Genomic DNA, 17,858 nt, shown 5'->3' with positions numbered 1-17,858 from the left:
TGACGGTTGACAGTTGACAGTTGACAGTTGACGGTTGACAGTTGACAGTGAGTCGAATATCAACTTTTTTGGTGCAAATCTTAAGAATTTGTAACACAATGATAGAGACACTCGAACTTACTTTGAGTGTACTCGGAAGATTAAAAGGGAATTCGCATCTTGAATATTTTTAGGGACATCGAGCCCCAACCCAGACGCAGCTTGCTGACTTTATTCACCGCAGGCTTGCTATTCTGGTCGAGTTTGGCTTCGCTGCTGCCAACTTTGCCGCTGTACGTCCAAGATGTTGGCGGCACAAAACAGCAAATTGGCTTTGTGATGGGTGCATTTGCGATCGGACTTTTGCTATCGAGGCCACCGTTGGGTAAAATAGCCGACAGCAGGGGGCGAAAACAAGTTTTGCTGCTAGGCGCGGCAGTCGCTGCGATCGCCCCTTTGGGCTACCTGTTAGCTCAATCTATCCCCTTACTGTTACTTATTCGCGTTTTTCACGGCATTAGTATCGCCGCTTTTACCACAGCTTACAGCGCTTTGGTAACAGATTTGTCGCCGCCAGGAAAGCGGGGCGAATTAATCGGTAACATGAGCTTGGTGAATCCTATTGGTCTAGCAGTTGGGCCGGCTATTGGCGGATTTGTGCAAGCTTGGGTTGGTTATATTCCTTTGTTTGCGATGTCGGCGGCTTTCGCTGCAATGGCTGTATTTTTTACATGCAAAGTTGCGGAACCTAATTTTGCAGATTTAACAAAATCGGACTCGCTGTCTGAGGAGAAAACTAGCCAAAAATACTGGCAAATGCTGTGGAATCCGAGAGTGCGGATTCCGGCTTTAGTGTTATTGGTGGTTGGTTTAGTATTTGGAACTTTGAGCACTTTTATGCCTTTGTTTATCCAAGAAACTAAGGCAAATTTGAATCCAGGATTATTTTATTCTACGGCTGCTATCGCCAGTTTCGGTATACGGTTGATCACGGGACGGGCTTCGGACAAATACGGCCGCGGCTTGTTTATTTCTGGCGGCTTAATCTGTTATGCCGTATCTATGTTATTGTTGTATTTTGCTAACAACAGCAGTGCTTTTTTAATCGCAGCTTTGGTTGAAGGTTGCGCGGGCGGTACGGTTTTGCCGATGATGGTAACGCTGATGTCTGACAGGTGCGAACCTCATGAAAGGGGCCGCTTGTTTTCGCTTTGTATTGGCGGATTTGATTTGGGAATTGCGATTGCTGGCCCGACTTTAGGCTTTGTGGCCGAACAAGTTGGCTACAGAAATATGTTTGGTTTTGCGACTGGCCTCGCTGGCTTGGCTTTGCTAATTTTTATTACTCAGTCTAGCAAGGGCTTGTCTAATTCGATGAAATTTGCGATCGGTCGAGGCAAAGATGTTTATGCTTTGGTATCAATTCCGGTTGCACCGGAATGATAGCAACTCAGGACACGGCAATGCCGTTTCCCTACCGCAAAATAATCGATAGCGTTCGTGAGGAGGACACGGCAATGCCGTGTCCCTACCGCAATTAATTGTAGGGACACGGCAATGCCGTGTCCCTACAGGTATTTATTGATTTTAAATGGGCTTGGAGGGATTCGAACCCCCGACCTCATGGTTCGTAGCCATGCACTCTATCCAACTAAGCTACAAGCCCCTGTTGAGTTCAGATTTAATCTAAAATTGATTAAGTTCTTTTCTCACAGAATCTAACAGTAACACCATTACCAAAATAATGCAAGACCTTTCGCAAACTTTTTCTAAATTGCCCGATGCGGCGCAGCTAACTCACCTTGACAACAGCGGGGAAGCCCAAATGGTGGACGTTTCGGCGAAGGTGCCGACTGTGCGGCAAGCTGTGGCTGCTGGCCGGGTGCGGATGTTGCCGGAGACTTTTGCCGCGATTGAAGCGGGGAATGCGCCGAAAGGGGATGTGTTGGGCACTGCAAGGCTGGCTGGAATTATGGCGGCTAAGCAGACGGCGCATTTGATTCCTCTGTGTCACCCTCTGCCGCTGAGTAGCGTGGAGGTGCAGGTGATAGCGGATGCTGGGTTGCCGGGGTATCAAATTCGGGCGACGGTGAAAATTAAGGCGGAAACTGGGGTGGAAATGGAGGCGCTGACGGCGGTTTCGGTGGCGGCGCTGACTTTGTACGATATGGCGAAAGGATTGGAAAAGTCGATCGCGATTGAATCGATTCGACTGGTGAGTAAAAGCGGCGGCAAGTCAGGGGACTATCAAAATTTAGAGGCTTAAATTTTCGGCCTTGAGAGGGATGTAGAATTAAAAAAGCTGCACTTAAGATTAAAATAGGCACAGAACTACTAATATCAAGTGAAAAACTATGCCTCCTCGTTGGCCCCGCAAACCCGATCGCAACGATCCAGAGTACCGCCGCTTAGATGACCGCATGAATTTTGCCATCCACGTCGGTCTTTTTTCTGCTACCAATTCTGGTTTGTGGTTTGTTCACAATTTGCAAAAGGCTGATTGGCCTTGGGCAATTTCGGTAACGGGTGGATGGGCTCTAGTAGTTTTGGCCCACGCGATTTACATTTTTGCGATAGCCGATTATTCGCCCCTCACCAAAGATTCTGGTTGAAGGCAGTTGTCGGCGATTTGTTAAGTCTTTTGATTGATAACAAATAACTTTCGGCTTTTTGATATGGCTAATACTACACAGGCGATCGAATCTTTAGCAGCCGAAATCGGCGAAAATGTCTACATTGACATTGCCAAGTGGCATTTGTATCTCAGTGATGCCCACCTGCATACAGTTGTTGCCCAACAACTTTATTCAATGCTGGAAGATGGCAATTTAGATGCTGACAAAGTTGAACGAGTTTTGCAAGGAATTCCAGTCAAGTTGGGCGGCGGCAAGCGGGAAGTGCCACTGGCAGATTTAATTCCGATGCAGTGTCAAGTTCAATTGATGGATGTGCTTGAGGAATTTCAGCGGAAAATGTAAAGTAAAGGGCGGGTTTTGTACGCAGAGTGTGGGCGTTGTGTCTGGTATTTCGCCCTTAACCCGCCCCGACAATTTTATTTGCGAAAACGCCCCCGAATGCGATCGACAAACATATCAACTTCCGGCAACTTCATCTGACTGACAAACAGGGCAAAAACTCCTAACCCTACAAAACTTGCCACACTCAACTGCACTAATTGAATTACCAAACCTTCAGTACCCAAAACTCTTTGACAGGCTTGCAGAGTAGCCAAGGTAACGAAAGCAGTTAGAAAACTGCCAGAAGTTAACCCCAGAAAAGGCAAACTCCACTCCCGCCAAGGCAAGCCGCCCAGCTTTTTATCTAATAAGTACAACAGCATAACCATCGAAAGAAGATTCACTCCCACCGTCGCCAAAACTAATCCGGGCGCGCCAAAAGCTCCTACTAACAAATAATCCAGCAGTCCGTTAAAAAAGATATTGATAATACTGACGCGAAAAGGGGTTTCTCCGTCTCCCAAAGCGTAAAATACCCGTACCACAACGTCGCGTCCCAAATACACAAACATTCCAATACTGTAAGCCATCAAGATCGGCGTAACAAACAGCGAGGCCTCTCGATCGAAAGCATAGCGTTCGTAAACAACGCGGACGATCGGCCCGGCAAGCGTTACCATTAAAGCGCTCAGGGGCAGCATCGTAATCCCGGTCAAAATTAAAGATTGACGAATTTTATTTTTTAATTCCGGCCAGTCCTTGGGTTCGGTGAGGCGAGAAAATATGGGTAGAAATGGCACTAAAATTACATTAGAAATGATGCCTAAAGGAGTCATAACTAACAACCCGCTGTAACCCATCGCAGAGGCAGCTTGAGGGATGTAGGATGCGAAAAATAGGTCTGTATAGACATTAATTTGCAGCATTCCTGAGGATAAGGTAGCAGGAACCATCACCTTAACTACTTCTTGCACTCCGGGGCGTTTAAAATTAAACCGCAAGCGCAATGTTCCCAAGCCGGCGCGCCACTGCGCCGCTAGTTGCACCAACCACTGCAAAACTGCTCCCGCTAGAGTTCCCCAAGCTAACACTAACCCGCCCATTAGTGCGTATTCGGGCTGAATAATTTTGTCTCCGAGTTGCAGTGCGAGAATCCCCAAACCGCCGACAAGTGCAACGCTAGAAAATAAAGGGCTAATCGAAGGCAACCAGTACATATCGGCCGCGTTGAGAGTGCCGAAACCAATGCCAATTAAGCCTGAAAGTAAGGCCATCGGTGCCATAATCCGAAATTGCTGGACGGCAATTGCTTTGATTTCTAAACCTTCTGCTGTTCTATTTAATCCAGGTGCTACCAAATCGATCAGCGGATCGGCAAAAATAATTAAAGCGACTGTTACCAATAGCAGCAAGCCACCGACTAAGGTGGTGATAGTCTCGACTAAGGGTGCTGCTTCTTTTTTATCGCGGCGGGCTAAAACGCTGACTATGGCACTGTGAAATGGCCCGTTAATGCCTCCGAGCAAAATAAATAAGAAACCGGGGATAACGTAGGCGTAGTTGTAGGCATCGACGGCGACACCGACTCCAAATGCTGCGGCGATCGCAATTTGGCGCACCAATCCAAAGACTTTGCTAATTAGAGTGGCGACTGCGACAATGCCGGCAATCCCCGCTAGGGAACGAGAGGGCTTCTGGGTTTCAGACACAAATAGTTACAAACGCAAGTGCTAACAGGCTTCACTAAGTTTAATAGCAAATCGGGAAAATGATAACATGAAATCAGAAAAATTATATTTCTAATTATCTTTTCTTGCTAATTTTGGTGATATTACTGAGCCCGAGAACTTTATTGATATGCCGGATGCCTGGTACATTCTTCTCACAGATATTCGCGGTTCGATGCAAGCGGTAGAAGCCGGACGTTACAAAGATGTTAACTTATTGGGGCTTGTTCGATCGTTGCTGTTTTGACTGTCGCTGGTGAAATTGAGATTCGGTTTGTGTTGGGTGGCGATCGCGCTTCTGTGTTAATTGGGCCGCAAATTTTACCCGCTGCTGAAGAAGCTTTGCTGGCAGTGAAAGAAGTGGCTAAAAGCGAATTTAACCTAGAGTTTGAGTTGGCGGAGTCCGGTAAAATTTGCACTCGCAGCTAATTTTAGGGTAAAAACATTAGAAATGCGGAATTACCGCAGAAAGTCACAGAAATAGCCTCGATCCGTCAGGCTGAAGGCGCATAGCTGGTAGGTTTAAAAAATAGATGCTCCGTATTAATTGGACTCCACCAATAGTGAGACAGGTTTTACATAAATGGCAAAAGCTAGTTAACTAAGGTCTTGGAAAATTGTGGGGAAGACTGGGTTTATCTATCTTTTTATGACCAAAATATTGGTCTGAAATGAATAAATTGAATTGCAGTAGCAACAGAACAAAAAAATGGTATACTGATTTTGGGGACGGGAGGGCGATCGAGGTTAATGTATGAAAGCTGAAGAACTTTTAGAAAGATACGCCAAAGGCGAACGAAAATTTCATTCAGAAGACCTTAGAGAAGAAAACCTCAAAGGTGCGGACTTGAGTGGAATAGACCTATACGGTTCCAATCTATCTGGTGCAGACTTGAGTGAAGCAAATCTAACTCAAGTAAACTTTAATAGTGCCAATCTCATTAAAGCATCCCTGACAAATGCTAATTTGAGCAGTTTAGTAGGCGCTTCTTCAGCAAATTTGAGTTGGGCAGACCTGAGCGGTGCAGATTTGAGTTGGGCCAACTTTAGTAGTGCTACTTTAAATTATGCTAACTTAGAGCGGGGAACTCTGACAGGAGCAAACTTTAATAACGCTAAATTGTTTGGTGTCAATTTAGACGAAGCAAATCTGAGTAGTGCAAGTTTAGATAGTGCTGACATACGTGTAGCTTCTTTGCATAAAGCGAACCTAAGTAAAGCGAATTTGAATAAGGCTGATTTGACTGAGGCATACTTAGTGGAAGCTGACTTAACTCTTGCAAATTTGAATGAGGCGATATTGACATCGGCCAAACTTCAAAAAGCTAAATTCCAGAAAGCTAATCTGCACAAAGTGAATCTGTCAAGAATGAATTTGACTAATGCCAATTTAGAACAAGCAAAACTGGACAGTACAAATCTAAAATATGCTTGTCTGCAAGGGGCAAATCTAGAAAGAGCCAATCTACGATCTTCTAATTTGACCGGAGCTAATCTGATAGAAGCAAACTTAAAAAGGGTAGACTTTAGTTGGTGTGATTGTTATGGCTGGAATATCAAAAATGCCGACTTCACTGATGCTATAATGCCCGATGGAGAAATCTACCAGCCAGAAATCTCAGAACCAGAAATCGAGTACAAACCAGAAACCAATCAACAAGAATCCCAAAAAGTGACATCCATGACACGCAAAATTATTCGTACTGACAAAGCACCGGCACCTGTTGGCCCTTACAATCAAGCGATCGCCGCTACGGGCACTATGCTGTTTGTAGCAGGTCAAATTGCGATCGACATTAGACTAAACGATATTGTCTACACCGACGACGTGGCAAAACAAACCGAACAAGTTATGGCAAATCTCGAAGCCATTCTCACAGAAGCCGGCGCTACTTGGTTGGATGTGGTAAAAACTACGGTTTTCCTCAAAGATATGAATGATTTCGCCGCTGTGAATGCGGTTTATGCCAAGTATTTTGATGCGGAAACTGCACCGGCGCGCGCTTGTGTCGAGGTTTCGCGTTTGCCGAAAGATGTGTTAGTTGAAATTGACTGTATTGCCGTGATTTGATTTGAGCTTTTTTGAAAAACCAGGCTTTTTCTATAAGTCTGGTTTCTGGATATTTTGTTTTTTTTAATATTTATGAGCGATTTAACCGCAGAGGGCGCTGAGGGCGCTGAGGAAGAGGGGAGAGAGATGAATAATTCCCAGGTTTATTTATAGCAACCGCCGAGGGTAAAGTGCGCGACTTTATTAACTTCTACAGCCGATCGCACAAAGTCGATCTGTCGCTGTCGCGCACCCTACTCCCAAATCAATCTGAAACAATCAGATTTAATCTCAATTAGCAATTAGCCATTACTAATTGCCCGTTACCCATTAGCAATTAGCAATTACTTTACAAGCAATTACCAATTACCAACTCTCAACTATTTATTCAGCGCTTCGCGGGCGGCTACCGCTTCGTCGGGATGAATGTTCAAGCGGGTCAAATTAATTCGACCTTTATTGTCAATTTCTCGCACTTTGACAATCACTTCGTCGTTCACAGCTAACTCGTCTTCCACTTTCCCGACGCGGTAGTCCGCTAACTGGGAAATGTGAATCATGCCTTCTTTTCCTGGCAAAATTTCCACAAAAGCGCCGATCGGAATAATTCGAGTTACGCGGCCGACATACACGTCTCCTGCATTTAACTTGCGCGTCATGCCTTGGACAATGTTGTAAGCCCGCTGAGCTTTTTCGCTGTCGTTGCCAGCAATTGTCACGGTTCCGTCGTCTTCGATGTCTATTTTGACACCGGTTTCTTCGGTGATGGCTTTGATCGTTTTGCCACCCGGCCCAATTACCAAACCGATAAATTCCGGATCGATTTTCAGGGTTAGCAAACGCGGTGCAAACGGCGACATTTCCTTGCGGGGAGTGTCGATCGTTGCCAGCATTCTTTCTAAAATGTGCAGTCTGGCCGGTTTGGCTTGGCGGATGGCGGTAGCAATCACATCTAAGGATAAACCTTTGATTTTCATGTCCATTTGCAAAGCAGTAATGCCGGTGTCGGTACCGGCTACTTTGAAGTCCATGTCGCCTAAAAAGTCTTCAATTGCCTGAATGTCAGTCAAAATTCGGACTTCATCGCCTTCTTTAATTAAGCCCATTGCCGCGCCGCTGACGGGTTGGGAAAGGGGAACGCCTGCATCCATTAATGCTAGCGTTGAGGCGCAAACTGAACCCATTGAGGTGGAACCGTCGGAAGAAAGGATTTCTGAAACTACGCGAATCACGTAGGGGAAATCTTCTTTGGATGGCAAAACGGGCAGCAAAGCGCGTTCTGCCAGGGCTCCGTGACCGATTTCTCGCCTTCCGGGCGATCGCATCGGCTTGGTTTCTCCCACGGAAAACGGCGGGAAATTGTAGTGATGCAAGTAGCGTTTGTCTTGCTGCGGGTGCAAGTCGTCTCCTAAATCTTGGGCATCGCCCGGGGTTCCCAGGGTAGCTGCGGACAAGACTTGGGTCAACCCCCGATTAAACAGCGCACAGCCGTGTACTCGCGACGGCAGCACGCCTACGCGACAAGAAACGGGTCGCACCTCGTCTAGCTTGCGACCGTCTACGCGGATGCCATCTTCGAGGATCTGCTTCCGCATCATTTTTTTGGTAACGTCTTTGAAAACGTTGCCGATCGCCTTGCTGTTGGCGGTGGCGGCTAGTTTTACCGGGTCCTCTTCCGGGAGTTCGGCGATCGCAGCTTCGACTGCATTTGCCTTAACTTCGTCCAATGCTGCATTCCGTATTGTTTTGTCTTTTTCAAATCTTGACAAAATGATGCGGATGGGTTCTTGGGCGCGATCGCGAATGAAGGTTTCCAGGGCCGAATCTTGCGATGGCCGTTCCTCTACCACCAAATCGATGCCCAATTCCGCCATAATTTCGCGCTGGGCTTGAATCAAGTCACAGGCTGCTTCGTAGCCGAAGTCGATCGCCTCGATGATATCCTGTTCCGGCAATTGGTTCGCGCTGGCTTCCACCATGATTACTCCATCAGGAGAACCGGCTACCACGAGATCCAACTCGCCTTCTTTGATTTCGCTGTAAGTTGGGTTGATGATGAAATCGTCCCCTACCAAACCGACTCGCACCGCCGCCATCGGCCCGTAAAACGGCATTTTCCCCAGCAGTATGGCCACCGAAGCCCCCGTCACCGCCAAAACGTCCGGCGGCACTTGTTCGTCCATCGACAGCGTTGTGGCTACAACTTGGATGTCATCTCGCAGCCAGCTTGGAAATAGCGGGCGCAGCGGTCGATCGATCAAACGACCCGTGAGAGTCACTTTTTCCGGGGGACGCCCTTCCCGGCGCAAAAATCCACCGGGAATTTTACCGCCAGCGTATAGTCTCTCTTCGTAATCAACCAACAGGGGCAGGAAATCAATTCCCTCTCTCCCCTGCGATCGAGTTGCCGTCACTAAAACCGCCGTGTCACCCGACTGAATCAAAACTGCACCGCCTGCTTGAGGCGCTAGTAAACCAATCTTCAGTCTAATATCCCGTCCATCGAAGGATATTGACTTGTCTATCTCTACCATGTAGCACTGCTTCCTTATCTACCACATTCTTTCTCTGTCGGGATCGTAACATTACCACAGGAGGTTTGAGAGTCAGCGACAAAAAGACAGGGATAATTCGGTGTCGATCGACTGTCGGCGTCTCGATTGTAAGCATTTATACTCTTTTATTTTTCAGGTATGGGGCGATCGCTCGCCCAATATCTGAAATAGATGGTAGGATAAATTTTCATTTGTCAGTTGTCAGTTGACTGTTGTCAGTTGACTATTGAGTAATTTTCAGATTCGTTAAAAAAACTTTTTTACAAATCAAACAAGATTGCTGTAGTAAATCTTGCAAATAATCAAGTTATCAGGGTTCAATAAAATGGCAATTTTACACGGCACTTGGCTGCTCGACTGCGAAAAAAGCGGCTTATTTATCTGGGGAGAAACTTGGCGAAAAATAGGGGCGACAGACATTGTTGAATCGATAAATATTCCCCATCCATTGGCAATGAGCGAAGCTGAATTGAAAACTTTCCTAACTTCCTTGCAGCAGTCGGGAAAACTCAACTGGCAATTACCGGAAACCGCCGCAACTGCACCGGAAACAAGCAAAAAAACTAGGCGATCGCCCAAAACTCAAAACGCAGCAGAAATTACCGCCCAAAACTCCTCAATTCAAAGGCAAATTCGGGCGATCGCACTTCCCACCCAAATCTCAGAATCGAACGCAAGTCTGATGCCGCAGCACTCAGCAGCAGCACTTGAGGAACCCGCTAAAACCGAGGAAATTTACCTTTATCCCTGGCAAGTTGAGGGTTATTTTCTCAACCCTCAAGCAGCTTTTGTTTTCTTGCAATCACTACCGCTTAACAGCACGGAACCAGACTCTTTTGTCGGCTCAGATTTGCGTTTTTGGTCTCATATTGCTAGGTGGAGTTTGGATTTGTTGGCAAGATGCAAATTCTTGCCGGGATTGGAGAAACAGTCCGACGGTTCTGCTATTGCCAAATGGCAACCTCTGTTAGACAGTTCTACAGATACACTCCGCCTCGCCACTTTTGTCAAGCAAATGCCAACTGCTTGCAGAACATATCAATCGAAGGAAGAAGGAAGTTCGGCAACGAGCAATGTACGGGATGTAACGGATGTAACGGATGTCAGGAAGAAGGAAGAAGGAAGAGGGGAAAAGGAAGAAGAATCCAGTCAATTGCCTTTAGCGGTGGATTTGCCGATGGGGGCGGAGGAATTGGTGTTAGGCTTTTTGAGCAGTATTGTAGATAGTCAAGTGCGATCGGCTGGTAGCTCAACTTTAGATATCAAAACAGTTTCTCCAACCCGCGAGTGGTTGCAAGCTTTGCAGCAGGAATCTGGGATTTTTCAAGTAGAAACAGCAGCACTAGAAAACTTGGGAAACAAGTTGAATGCTTGGACTGCACCGCTGCAAAACCAATTATCTCAACAAAGTCAATTTCGCACTTGCTTTCAACTCATACCGCCGTCTCCTGGTAAAGCCAACTGGAATTTAAATTATTGCTTGCAAGCAGCAGATGAAACAGAATTTTTGGTTGACGCGACAACTGTTTGGAACAACTCTGTTGAGCGTTTGGCTTATGCGGGGCGGACAATAGAATTGCCTCAAGAAACTTTGCTCAGCGGCTTGGGTTTAGCCTCGAAACTTTATCCGTTAATTGAACCGAGTTTGCAAGCACAGCGCCCTCAATCTTGCCAATTAAATCCGCTGCAAGCTTACGAGTTTATTAAGTCTGTAGCTTGGCGGTTTGCTGATAGCGGGTTGGGCGTAGTTTTGCCGCCGAGTTTGACAAAAACGGATGGTTGGGCGAGTCGTTTGGGTTTGAGCATTCAAGCGGAAACTCCGAAAGTGACTCCGGCAAAAGGCGGGTTGGGATTGCAAAGTCTGCTAAATTTTAAGTGGGAATTGACGATCGGCGGACAGCGCATTTCTAAGGCAGAGTTTGACAGATTGATTGCGTTGAATTCGCCTTTGGTGGAAATTAACGGCGAGTGGGTGGAGTTGCGCGCGCCGGATGTGAAAGCGGCTCAAACTTTTTTTGCCAGCCGCAAAGAGCAAATGACTCTTTCTTTGGAGGATGCTTTGCGTTTGGCGTCGGGCGATTCTCAGATGATCGAAAAATTGCCTGTGGTGAATTTTGAGGCTACGGGTCAGCTTCAGGAATTGTTGAATACTTTGAGCGATAATCAAGCGGTAAGTGCGATCGCAACTCCGGCTAGTTTCCGAGGACAATTGCGACCTTATCAAGCGCTAGGAGCAGGCTGGTTAGCATTCTTAGAACGCTGGGGTTTGGGTGCTTGTCTCGCGGACGATATGGGATTAGGGAAGACCATCGAGCTAATTGCTTTCCTCGTGCACTTACAGGAACAAGATGCCCTAGAAGCGCCAACATTACTGGTTTGTCCGACATCAGTATTGGGCAACTGGGAGCGGGAAGTCAAGAAATTTGGCCCGACGCTAAAAGTGTTAGTTCACCACGGAGACAAACGCGCTAAAGGCAAAGCATTTGCGGCTGAAATTAAAGGAAAGGATTTAATAATTACCAGTTATGCCCTGGTGTTTCGCGATGCGAAGGAATTTCAAGGCATTAAATGGCAAGGATTGGTTTTAGATGAAGCGCAAAATATTAAAAATTCCGAGGCGAAGCAGTCGCAAGCTGTGCGGCAAATCGAGGCATCTTTTAAAATTGCGCTGACGGGAACTCCGGTGGAAAATAGACTGCAAGAATTGTGGTCAATTTTGGAGTTTCTGAATCCTGGCTATTTGGGGCCGCGCAATTTCTTTCAGCGCCGATTTGCAATTCCGATCGAGAAATACGGCGATCGAGAATCTTTGCAGACTTTGCGATCGCTCGTTCGGCCTTTCATCCTCCGCCGCCTGAAAACTGACAAAGAAATCATCCAAGATTTGCCCGAAAAACAGGAGATGACTGTATTTTGCGGGCTGGCGGCTCAACAGGCGGTATTATATCAGAAAATAGTCGAAGAGTCAATAGCTGAATTAGACTCAGCCGAAGGCATTCAGCGCCGGGGAATGATTCTGGCTTTGCTGGTAAAACTCAAGCAACTTTGCAACCATCCGGCTCTTGTGAAAGCAGAAGCAAAGCCGAAAGAATTGGGGATTAAGAGTCAGGAATCGGGGAAATTGCAGCGGTTGGTGGAAATGTTAGAAGAGGTGATCGCTGAGGGCGATCGGGCTTTAATTTTTACTCAGTTTGCCGAATGGGGAAAACTCCTGAAACCCCATCTAGAACAGCATTTAGGGCGAGAAGTTTTGTTTCTATACGGCGGAATTCGGCAACAGCAGCGGGAAGAAATGATCGATCGCTTCCAGCACGATCCCCAAGGCCCGCCGATTATGATTTTATCTTTAAAAGCAGGCGGCACAGGTTTGAACTTAACCAGAGCAACCCACGTTTTCCACTATGACAGATGGTGGAATCCCGCAGTAGAAAATCAGGCAACTGACCGCGTATTTCGCATCGGTCAAACCCGCAATGTGCAAGTCCACAAATTTGTCTGCACGGGCACGTTAGAGGAGAAAATACACGATATGATCGAAAGTAAGAAAGCTCTAGCCGAACAAGTGGTCAGTGCCGGCGAAAACTGGCTTACCGAACTCGATACAGACCAACTTCGCAATTTACTAATTCTCGATCGCAATGCTATTATAGAAACCGAAGAAGAATAATGTGCTTAATTACCAATTCCCAACAGCACGACACGGATGTCACGGATACACGGATAGCTGTTTTTTCCTTTCTGACTCCAGCATCCAGGATACAAGCCCCCGGATTCATCCGTGGAGAAATAAAAAACCTGTATCCGATGAAACTTGCCCCCGAATTTATCCGTAGGGTCAATGCTTCAGTCTAAAATCTCAAATCTCAAATCTCAAATCGATTGACTCCAGCATCCCAATTACCAATTCCCAATGCCCGATGCCCAATTCCAAATTCCCAAATAAATGATTGACAGAGAATGGTGGACCCAACAGTGGTTAGATTTAATCAATACCTACCGCTTCAAAAAACGCTTAGAACGTGGCTGGCAATACGCGCGCGAGGGTAAAGTTCTCAGCATTAAATTTCCGGATCGAGAAGTAATTGCCATAGTTCAAGGAACAGATCCAAAACCCTATCAAGTTTCTTTAGGGCTCGATACATTGACTGATGAAGATTGGGATTACGTGATTGAAAATATGTCACAAAGAGCTGTTTTTTCAGCTAAACTCTTAGCAGGAGAAATGCCGCACAATATTGAGGATGTATTTGCAGCAGCCGGCAAAACGCTATTTCCGTTAAGCTTGTCAGATATTCGATCGCGCTGTAGCTGTCCTGACCCCAAAAACCCTTGCAAACACATCAGTGCAGTCTACTACTTATTGGGCGATCGCTTCAGTGAAGACCCCTTCGTACTCTTTCAATTGCGAGGCCGAACAAAAGAGCAAATTTTGACAGCACTCCGTCAAAGACGAGGTACGCAAGGAGACGAAAATTCCCAACTCAACTCGGGGGAAAATTCCCCCGCTGCGAATTCTAAATTGCCGAAGGTCGATCGCTTTTGGGAATACAACCAGCAGCTAGAATCATCTCTAGTAGTAATTGTACCCCCACCCAGCAGCGAAACAGTATTAGATATCTTAGGCCCAATTCCCCTCGCAACCGACGGAAAAGGAACCGCTAGCAAATCATCGCCCGCATCCGAGGTGCTAAAGCAGCATTTTGCCAAAATTTATCAAGCAGTTAGCCAGCAAGCAGTTTTAGCAGCACTGAAACGGGGCGAAGGAGATTAACTTTTTTTGTATGATTATAGCCCTTGGGGCTACGATTTCTAATTGCGTTTAGCAGTAGAAGGCGGGTTTGTGAAGCGCAACCAAGTTGCCAAAGTGGCTACGGCGAAGATCGAAGCAAAGCTAAAAGTTAAGAAAGTCTCAAATGCTGACATAAGGCTGTTCCAATTTGGTGAACGAAGGAATCTTGCTACTAATTTTTATATCAGCATCGATCGAGCTTTTCAACCGATCGCGCACAAAGTTTTTAATGCTTAAAGCTTTGTAACATTCCCTCAAACAACATTACAATCATTTCAGATTATTGATAACTCCGATTAATTCCTGGGGGCGTTCGATCAAAAAATCGGGATTGTGTGCCGCCAAAGCTGACCGAGAATTAAAACCCCAACCGACAGCAATTACTTTAATTTTAGTTTTTTTAGCTGCTTCTATATCTCTAATCTCATCTCCTACATAAACGACTTTTTCGGGATTGATTTTTTGTTTATTTAACCACCGATTAATTACTTTATGTTTTCCAAAAGTTGTTCCTGAATAAATAAAATTAAAGGTATCTTGCAACCCATATTTTTCCAGAGTTCCCAAGACATTTTCCCGAGAATTAGAGGTAATAATACCCAGTTGGAAACCGTTGTTTTTTAACTCTAACAAAACTTCTTTAATCCCGCAAAATAAATGAATATTAGGAATTTCCCTCCGCACCTCTGCTTTCAGCTTCCTAATTAGCAGCGGGAATTTGAAGATGGAAATTCCCGAATACCTCAGAATTTGCCAAGAATTTAAATTGCTAAGTTGAGCCAGTTCCTCTTTGGTTGCCGACTTAAAGCCCAATTCAACTGACAAACGGTTGGTTATGCTCAGAAGAATATCGATCGTATCTGCTAACGTACCGTCAAAATCAAAAATAATTACTTCGATCATTGAGCAAAAAAATCAGGAATAGGTAATCACTTCTATATTACCTATTCCCTCTTACTTGTCAAAACAAATGATAGCAACGGCGGGATTTGCACCCGCATCTCCTGGTATGCTCCAAGGAATTCTGTCATTTAAACTACGTTGCTGGTGGCAGCGAACCGAATCAAACGGTTGTCTTTCGCCTTGTAGAGGCAATCGCTCTACCACTAAGCTACGCTGCCCCATTTCATTCTACATTTTAAATGCAAAAATTTCTAAATCTCAGAACTGACGCACCGTACCACAATAAATATCATAATTAAGTAAGGCGCGTCAGCTAGCATTATTTGTGATACAAACCAACAATCTCACAACTAATCCACGCCCGCAGCAAACGGTGCGCCCGCAACATACTTTCTGTTCAAAGTAAGAATGTACAACCTGACACACTGTACAGCCAAAAGTAACTTAAATTACCATTACCACTGCGACTCAGCATAATCTTTAAATAACTTCCCATAAAAATATCGTCCCTCATTTACTCCCAAATAAATCGGATCGCAAATCCGCGCGGCGGCATCGACAACATCAAAGGGAGGTTGAACGCCGCGTTGCTGCATTGCTAAAACTTGAGGGTAAGGGTGCTGAAAACTGATCCATCCCGGATCTACACCATTCATAAAAATTTTGTGTTTCGCATACTCGGAAGCACAGGTACGAGTCATCATATTCAGCGCTGCTTTTGCCATATTTGTATGCGGGTGCCGCCAAGGTTTGTCACCGTTAAATTGCCCTTCCTTTGAAGAAACATTGACAATATATTTGCAACTTTCAGGAAAATTATTCATCAGTCGCTTGAGCCTGCTGTTGATCGCAAAAGGAGCGATCGCATTGATAACGTGAACTTCCAACAATTCCAAAATGCTCACCTCATCATCCTTCATCAGCCAACTGTTGAAAGGACGCAAATCGAGTTGCTGTCCGTCGCGATCGTACATTCCGGCCGGAAACAAACTAAAATCAGATGGCTCGGATAATTGATTCTCTCGCTCCATCTTAAAAACCGTGGGGATTTCACTGTGGCGATTTGGAGCCGATTCTGCGATCGACTTTGGGATATCCTCAGCAACACTTTCAGTTAAAAAGTGCGATCGCGCCAGCAGGCGCTGAATTTCAGCAGGCAAATCCTCAAAAGGCAGAGCTTCAAAATCCCTCAAATGCTGGTAAAATTCAGGAGGGCGGCGAACAGTTTGAGCAGCATTGTTGACAATAATATCAAGTCGCGGATAGCAGCAGATGACGTGTTCTGCAAATCGCTGAATGCCGGCAATATACCGCAAATCTAACTCGTAAACGTGCAGTCGATCGCTCCACTCGCAAAAATCCGCTTCTTTCGCATATCTCCTAGCAGCGTTTCGAGCAAAACGAGTAGTAGCAACTACAGCAGCACCAGCCCTCAACAACCTCAAAGTTACAGCATACCCAATTTTCACCCTCGCTCCTGTTACCAAAGCAAATAACCCCTGCAAATTAGCAGTTTGGTTGCGTTTTGCATAATTAATTTCGCCGCAATTAAAACACAAACCCCGATAAAAACAATGTCCTTCTTGAAAACTATCCTTGCACACAAAACAGCGCTGCGGTTTATTCATTTTAAATCTCTAGTGCTGTAAATAATATCATGTCCAGCTACATCCGGTATGATTAGCTCCAGCAAAACTCGCGCGATCGATGTTACTAACTTTTTTAAGAATAGAACCGCTCAGATTAGCCCCATTGAAATTAGCCTCGCTGAGATTTGCTTTCAAAAAATTGGCTCTTTTAGCAACAGCACCGCTCAGATTAGCACCCGTCAAAACAGCTCTACTCAAATCAGCATCGCAAAGATTAGCTTGAGTCAAGTCTGCGCCGGATAAATCAGCAGTTGTAAAATCCGTTCTCTCTAAATTAGCACCCTGTAAATTAGCTCCATGAAAACAACTTCTAGCGAATTTACTCCACCGAAAATTAGCTCCTTTAAATACAAACCCGGTAAAATTACACCCGTTCCAATTCGATCTAATTAGTTTAATACCGGCCAGATTAGCTCCTGCACAATTAGCCCCGTCCAGCTTGGCCCCACTTAAGTCAGCCCCGCTCAAGTCAGCACCAGTCAAATCCGCCCCGCTCAAATCAGCCCCGCAGAGTTTAGCTTTTTTCAAAATGCTTTGAGATAAATTAGCTTCCCGCAAATTAACCGATCGGAGGTTGGCTAAACTGAGATTAGCTCCTTGCAAATCAGCCCCGCTGAGATTAGCTTTTCTCAAGTTCGCTCCGCTCAAATCGGCCTTCCTCAGATTAGTTACCTCCAAATTACTCTGAAATATTTTTGCTTTTTGCAAATTGCTGTTTTCAAAATTTCCTCCGGCTAAATTAGACTCTCTCAGGTTGGTGCCGCTCAAATTAGCTTCGCTCAAATCTGCCCAACTCAAGTCTACAAAACCACCCAAAAAAAGTTGGTTGTTGACTCTCCATTTATTCCAATTTGATGCACTTTTTTTTAGCAAACTGATTTGTTCTTCCCGGCCAAATATCGCAGCAGCAGTAGCTAGCACCCGCTCCTCCGCATCGTCGTCGTCAAAAACTGCAATTGCTGCTTCTAAACCAGCATCTCCGTAGTTTATGGCATCGCAAAGCGCTGCTAGCTTTGCTTCAACTGACGGACTTGCTAAGCGGCTTTTGAATCCTGCGATGCCGTCCAAGACTTCAGCATTAATTGGAGGTGGATTTTTCGCGCCCAAAACTGCATCGTATTCTCTAGGTTCATTGGCTGACATTTGTTAAATCTAGTCTTTATTAATGGGAATTGGGATCGGGAAGTTGGGAGTTACAACCAATAAAGAACAGTAAAAAATAACAACTAACTAATGACTGATGACTTTT

The 17,858-nt window shown here is 45.5% G+C and carries 13 protein-coding genes, 2 tRNA genes and 1 pseudogene; 9 read left to right on the top strand and 7 right to left on the bottom strand.

Annotated features, from left to right (window positions below; all coding sequences use genetic code 11):
• Positions 1-159 precede the first annotated feature (159 nt).
• On the top strand, positions 160-1,422 hold the full coding sequence (locus QUB30_RS14990; RefSeq protein ID WP_333334521.1) for an MFS transporter: 1,263 nt from the start codon (positions 160-162) through the stop codon (positions 1,420-1,422).
• Positions 1,423-1,571: 149 nt separating this feature from the next.
• Here the strand turns inward: QUB30_RS14990 and QUB30_RS14985 are convergent.
• A tRNA-Arg gene (locus QUB30_RS14985) sits at positions 1,572-1,645 on the bottom strand.
• Positions 1,646-1,723: 78 nt separating this feature from the next.
• Between QUB30_RS14985 and moaC the strand changes: the two genes are divergently transcribed.
• The 3 genes from moaC to QUB30_RS14970 all read left to right on the top strand — a co-directional run bounded on the left by moaC (position 1,724) and on the right by QUB30_RS14970 (position 2,957).
• The gene (gene moaC, locus QUB30_RS14980; protein ID WP_333334519.1) at positions 1,724-2,245 is read left to right on the top strand and encodes a cyclic pyranopterin monophosphate synthase MoaC; all 522 of its coding nucleotides are present in this window, start codon (positions 1,724-1,726) and stop codon (positions 2,243-2,245) included.
• 88 nt (positions 2,246-2,333) lie between these two features.
• Positions 2,334-2,591, top strand: coding sequence for a 2TM domain-containing protein (locus tag QUB30_RS14975; protein WP_332982358.1), 258 nt, complete (start codon positions 2,334-2,336; stop codon positions 2,589-2,591).
• 63 nt (positions 2,592-2,654) lie between these two features.
• Positions 2,655-2,957 (top strand): DUF3181 family protein, encoded by a 303-nt coding sequence (locus QUB30_RS14970; protein WP_333334517.1) that lies wholly within the window; start codon positions 2,655-2,657, stop codon positions 2,955-2,957.
• Between the two features lie 74 nt (positions 2,958-3,031).
• On the opposite strand, the gene murJ is transcribed toward QUB30_RS14970, so the two are convergent.
• Positions 3,032-4,645 carry a murein biosynthesis integral membrane protein MurJ gene (gene murJ / locus QUB30_RS14965; protein ID WP_333334515.1) on the bottom strand — a complete coding sequence of 538 codons (1,614 nt, stop codon included), beginning with the start codon at positions 4,643-4,645 and terminating at the stop codon, positions 3,032-3,034.
• Positions 4,646-4,793: 148 nt separating this feature from the next.
• On the opposite strand from murJ, the pseudogene QUB30_RS33860 reads away from it, so the two are divergent.
• Together QUB30_RS33860 and QUB30_RS14950 are read left to right on the top strand one after the other, a co-directional pair.
• A pseudogene (locus QUB30_RS33860) lies at positions 4,794-5,092 on the top strand (DUF3095 family protein).
• A gap of 325 nt (positions 5,093-5,417) precedes the next feature.
• Positions 5,418-6,734, top strand: coding sequence for a Rid family detoxifying hydrolase (locus tag QUB30_RS14950; RefSeq protein WP_333334511.1), 1,317 nt, complete (start codon positions 5,418-5,420; stop codon positions 6,732-6,734).
• Positions 6,735-7,093: 359 nt separating this feature from the next.
• Here the strand turns inward: QUB30_RS14950 and QUB30_RS14945 are convergent, their stop codons facing one another.
• Positions 7,094-9,247: a polyribonucleotide nucleotidyltransferase gene (locus QUB30_RS14945; protein WP_333334509.1), complete on the bottom strand. Its 2,154-nt coding sequence runs from the start codon at positions 9,245-9,247 to the stop codon at positions 7,094-7,096.
• Between the two features lie 346 nt (positions 9,248-9,593).
• On the opposite strand from QUB30_RS14945, the gene QUB30_RS14940 reads away from it, so the two are divergent.
• The 3 genes from QUB30_RS14940 to QUB30_RS14930 all read left to right on the top strand — a co-directional run bounded on the left by QUB30_RS14940 (position 9,594) and on the right by QUB30_RS14930 (position 14,294).
• Positions 9,594-12,935, top strand: coding sequence for a DEAD/DEAH box helicase (locus QUB30_RS14940; protein ID WP_333334507.1), 3,342 nt, complete (start codon positions 9,594-9,596; stop codon positions 12,933-12,935).
• A gap of 276 nt (positions 12,936-13,211) precedes the next feature.
• Entirely contained in the window at positions 13,212-14,039 is an 828-nt protein-coding gene (locus QUB30_RS14935; RefSeq protein WP_333334505.1) for an SWIM zinc finger family protein, read from the top strand.
• Between the two features lie 42 nt (positions 14,040-14,081).
• The gene (locus tag QUB30_RS14930) at positions 14,082-14,294 is read left to right on the top strand and encodes a hypothetical protein (RefSeq protein WP_333334503.1); all 213 of its coding nucleotides are present in this window, start codon (positions 14,082-14,084) and stop codon (positions 14,292-14,294) included.
• Positions 14,295-14,327: 33 nt separating this feature from the next.
• Here the strand turns inward: QUB30_RS14930 and QUB30_RS14925 are convergent, their stop codons facing one another.
• From QUB30_RS14925 to QUB30_RS14910, 4 genes are all read right to left on the bottom strand, one after another.
• A complete protein-coding gene (locus tag QUB30_RS14925) occupies positions 14,328-14,960 on the bottom strand; it encodes an HAD-IA family hydrolase (RefSeq protein WP_333334501.1) in 633 nt (210 codons plus the stop codon).
• 142 nt (positions 14,961-15,102) lie between these two features.
• Positions 15,103-15,178, bottom strand: a tRNA-Val gene (locus tag QUB30_RS14920).
• Between the two features lie 237 nt (positions 15,179-15,415).
• Positions 15,416-16,588 (bottom strand): SDR family oxidoreductase, encoded by a 1,173-nt coding sequence (locus QUB30_RS14915; RefSeq protein ID WP_333334499.1) that lies wholly within the window; start codon positions 16,586-16,588, stop codon positions 15,416-15,418.
• Between the two features lie 27 nt (positions 16,589-16,615).
• Complete coding sequence (locus QUB30_RS14910; protein WP_333334497.1) at positions 16,616-17,752, bottom strand: pentapeptide repeat-containing protein; 1,137 nt, start codon at positions 17,750-17,752, stop codon at positions 16,616-16,618.
• Between the last annotated feature and the right edge of the window lie 106 nt (positions 17,753-17,858).

Origin of the sequence: Microcoleus sp. BROC3, from assembly GCF_036702515.1 — a bacterium.
Classification (GTDB): Bacteria; Cyanobacteriota; Cyanobacteriia; order Cyanobacteriales; family Microcoleaceae; genus Microcoleus.
The sequence above is the reverse complement of the archived record's forward strand: the minus strand, read 5'-3'. Positions and strand labels throughout refer to the sequence as shown.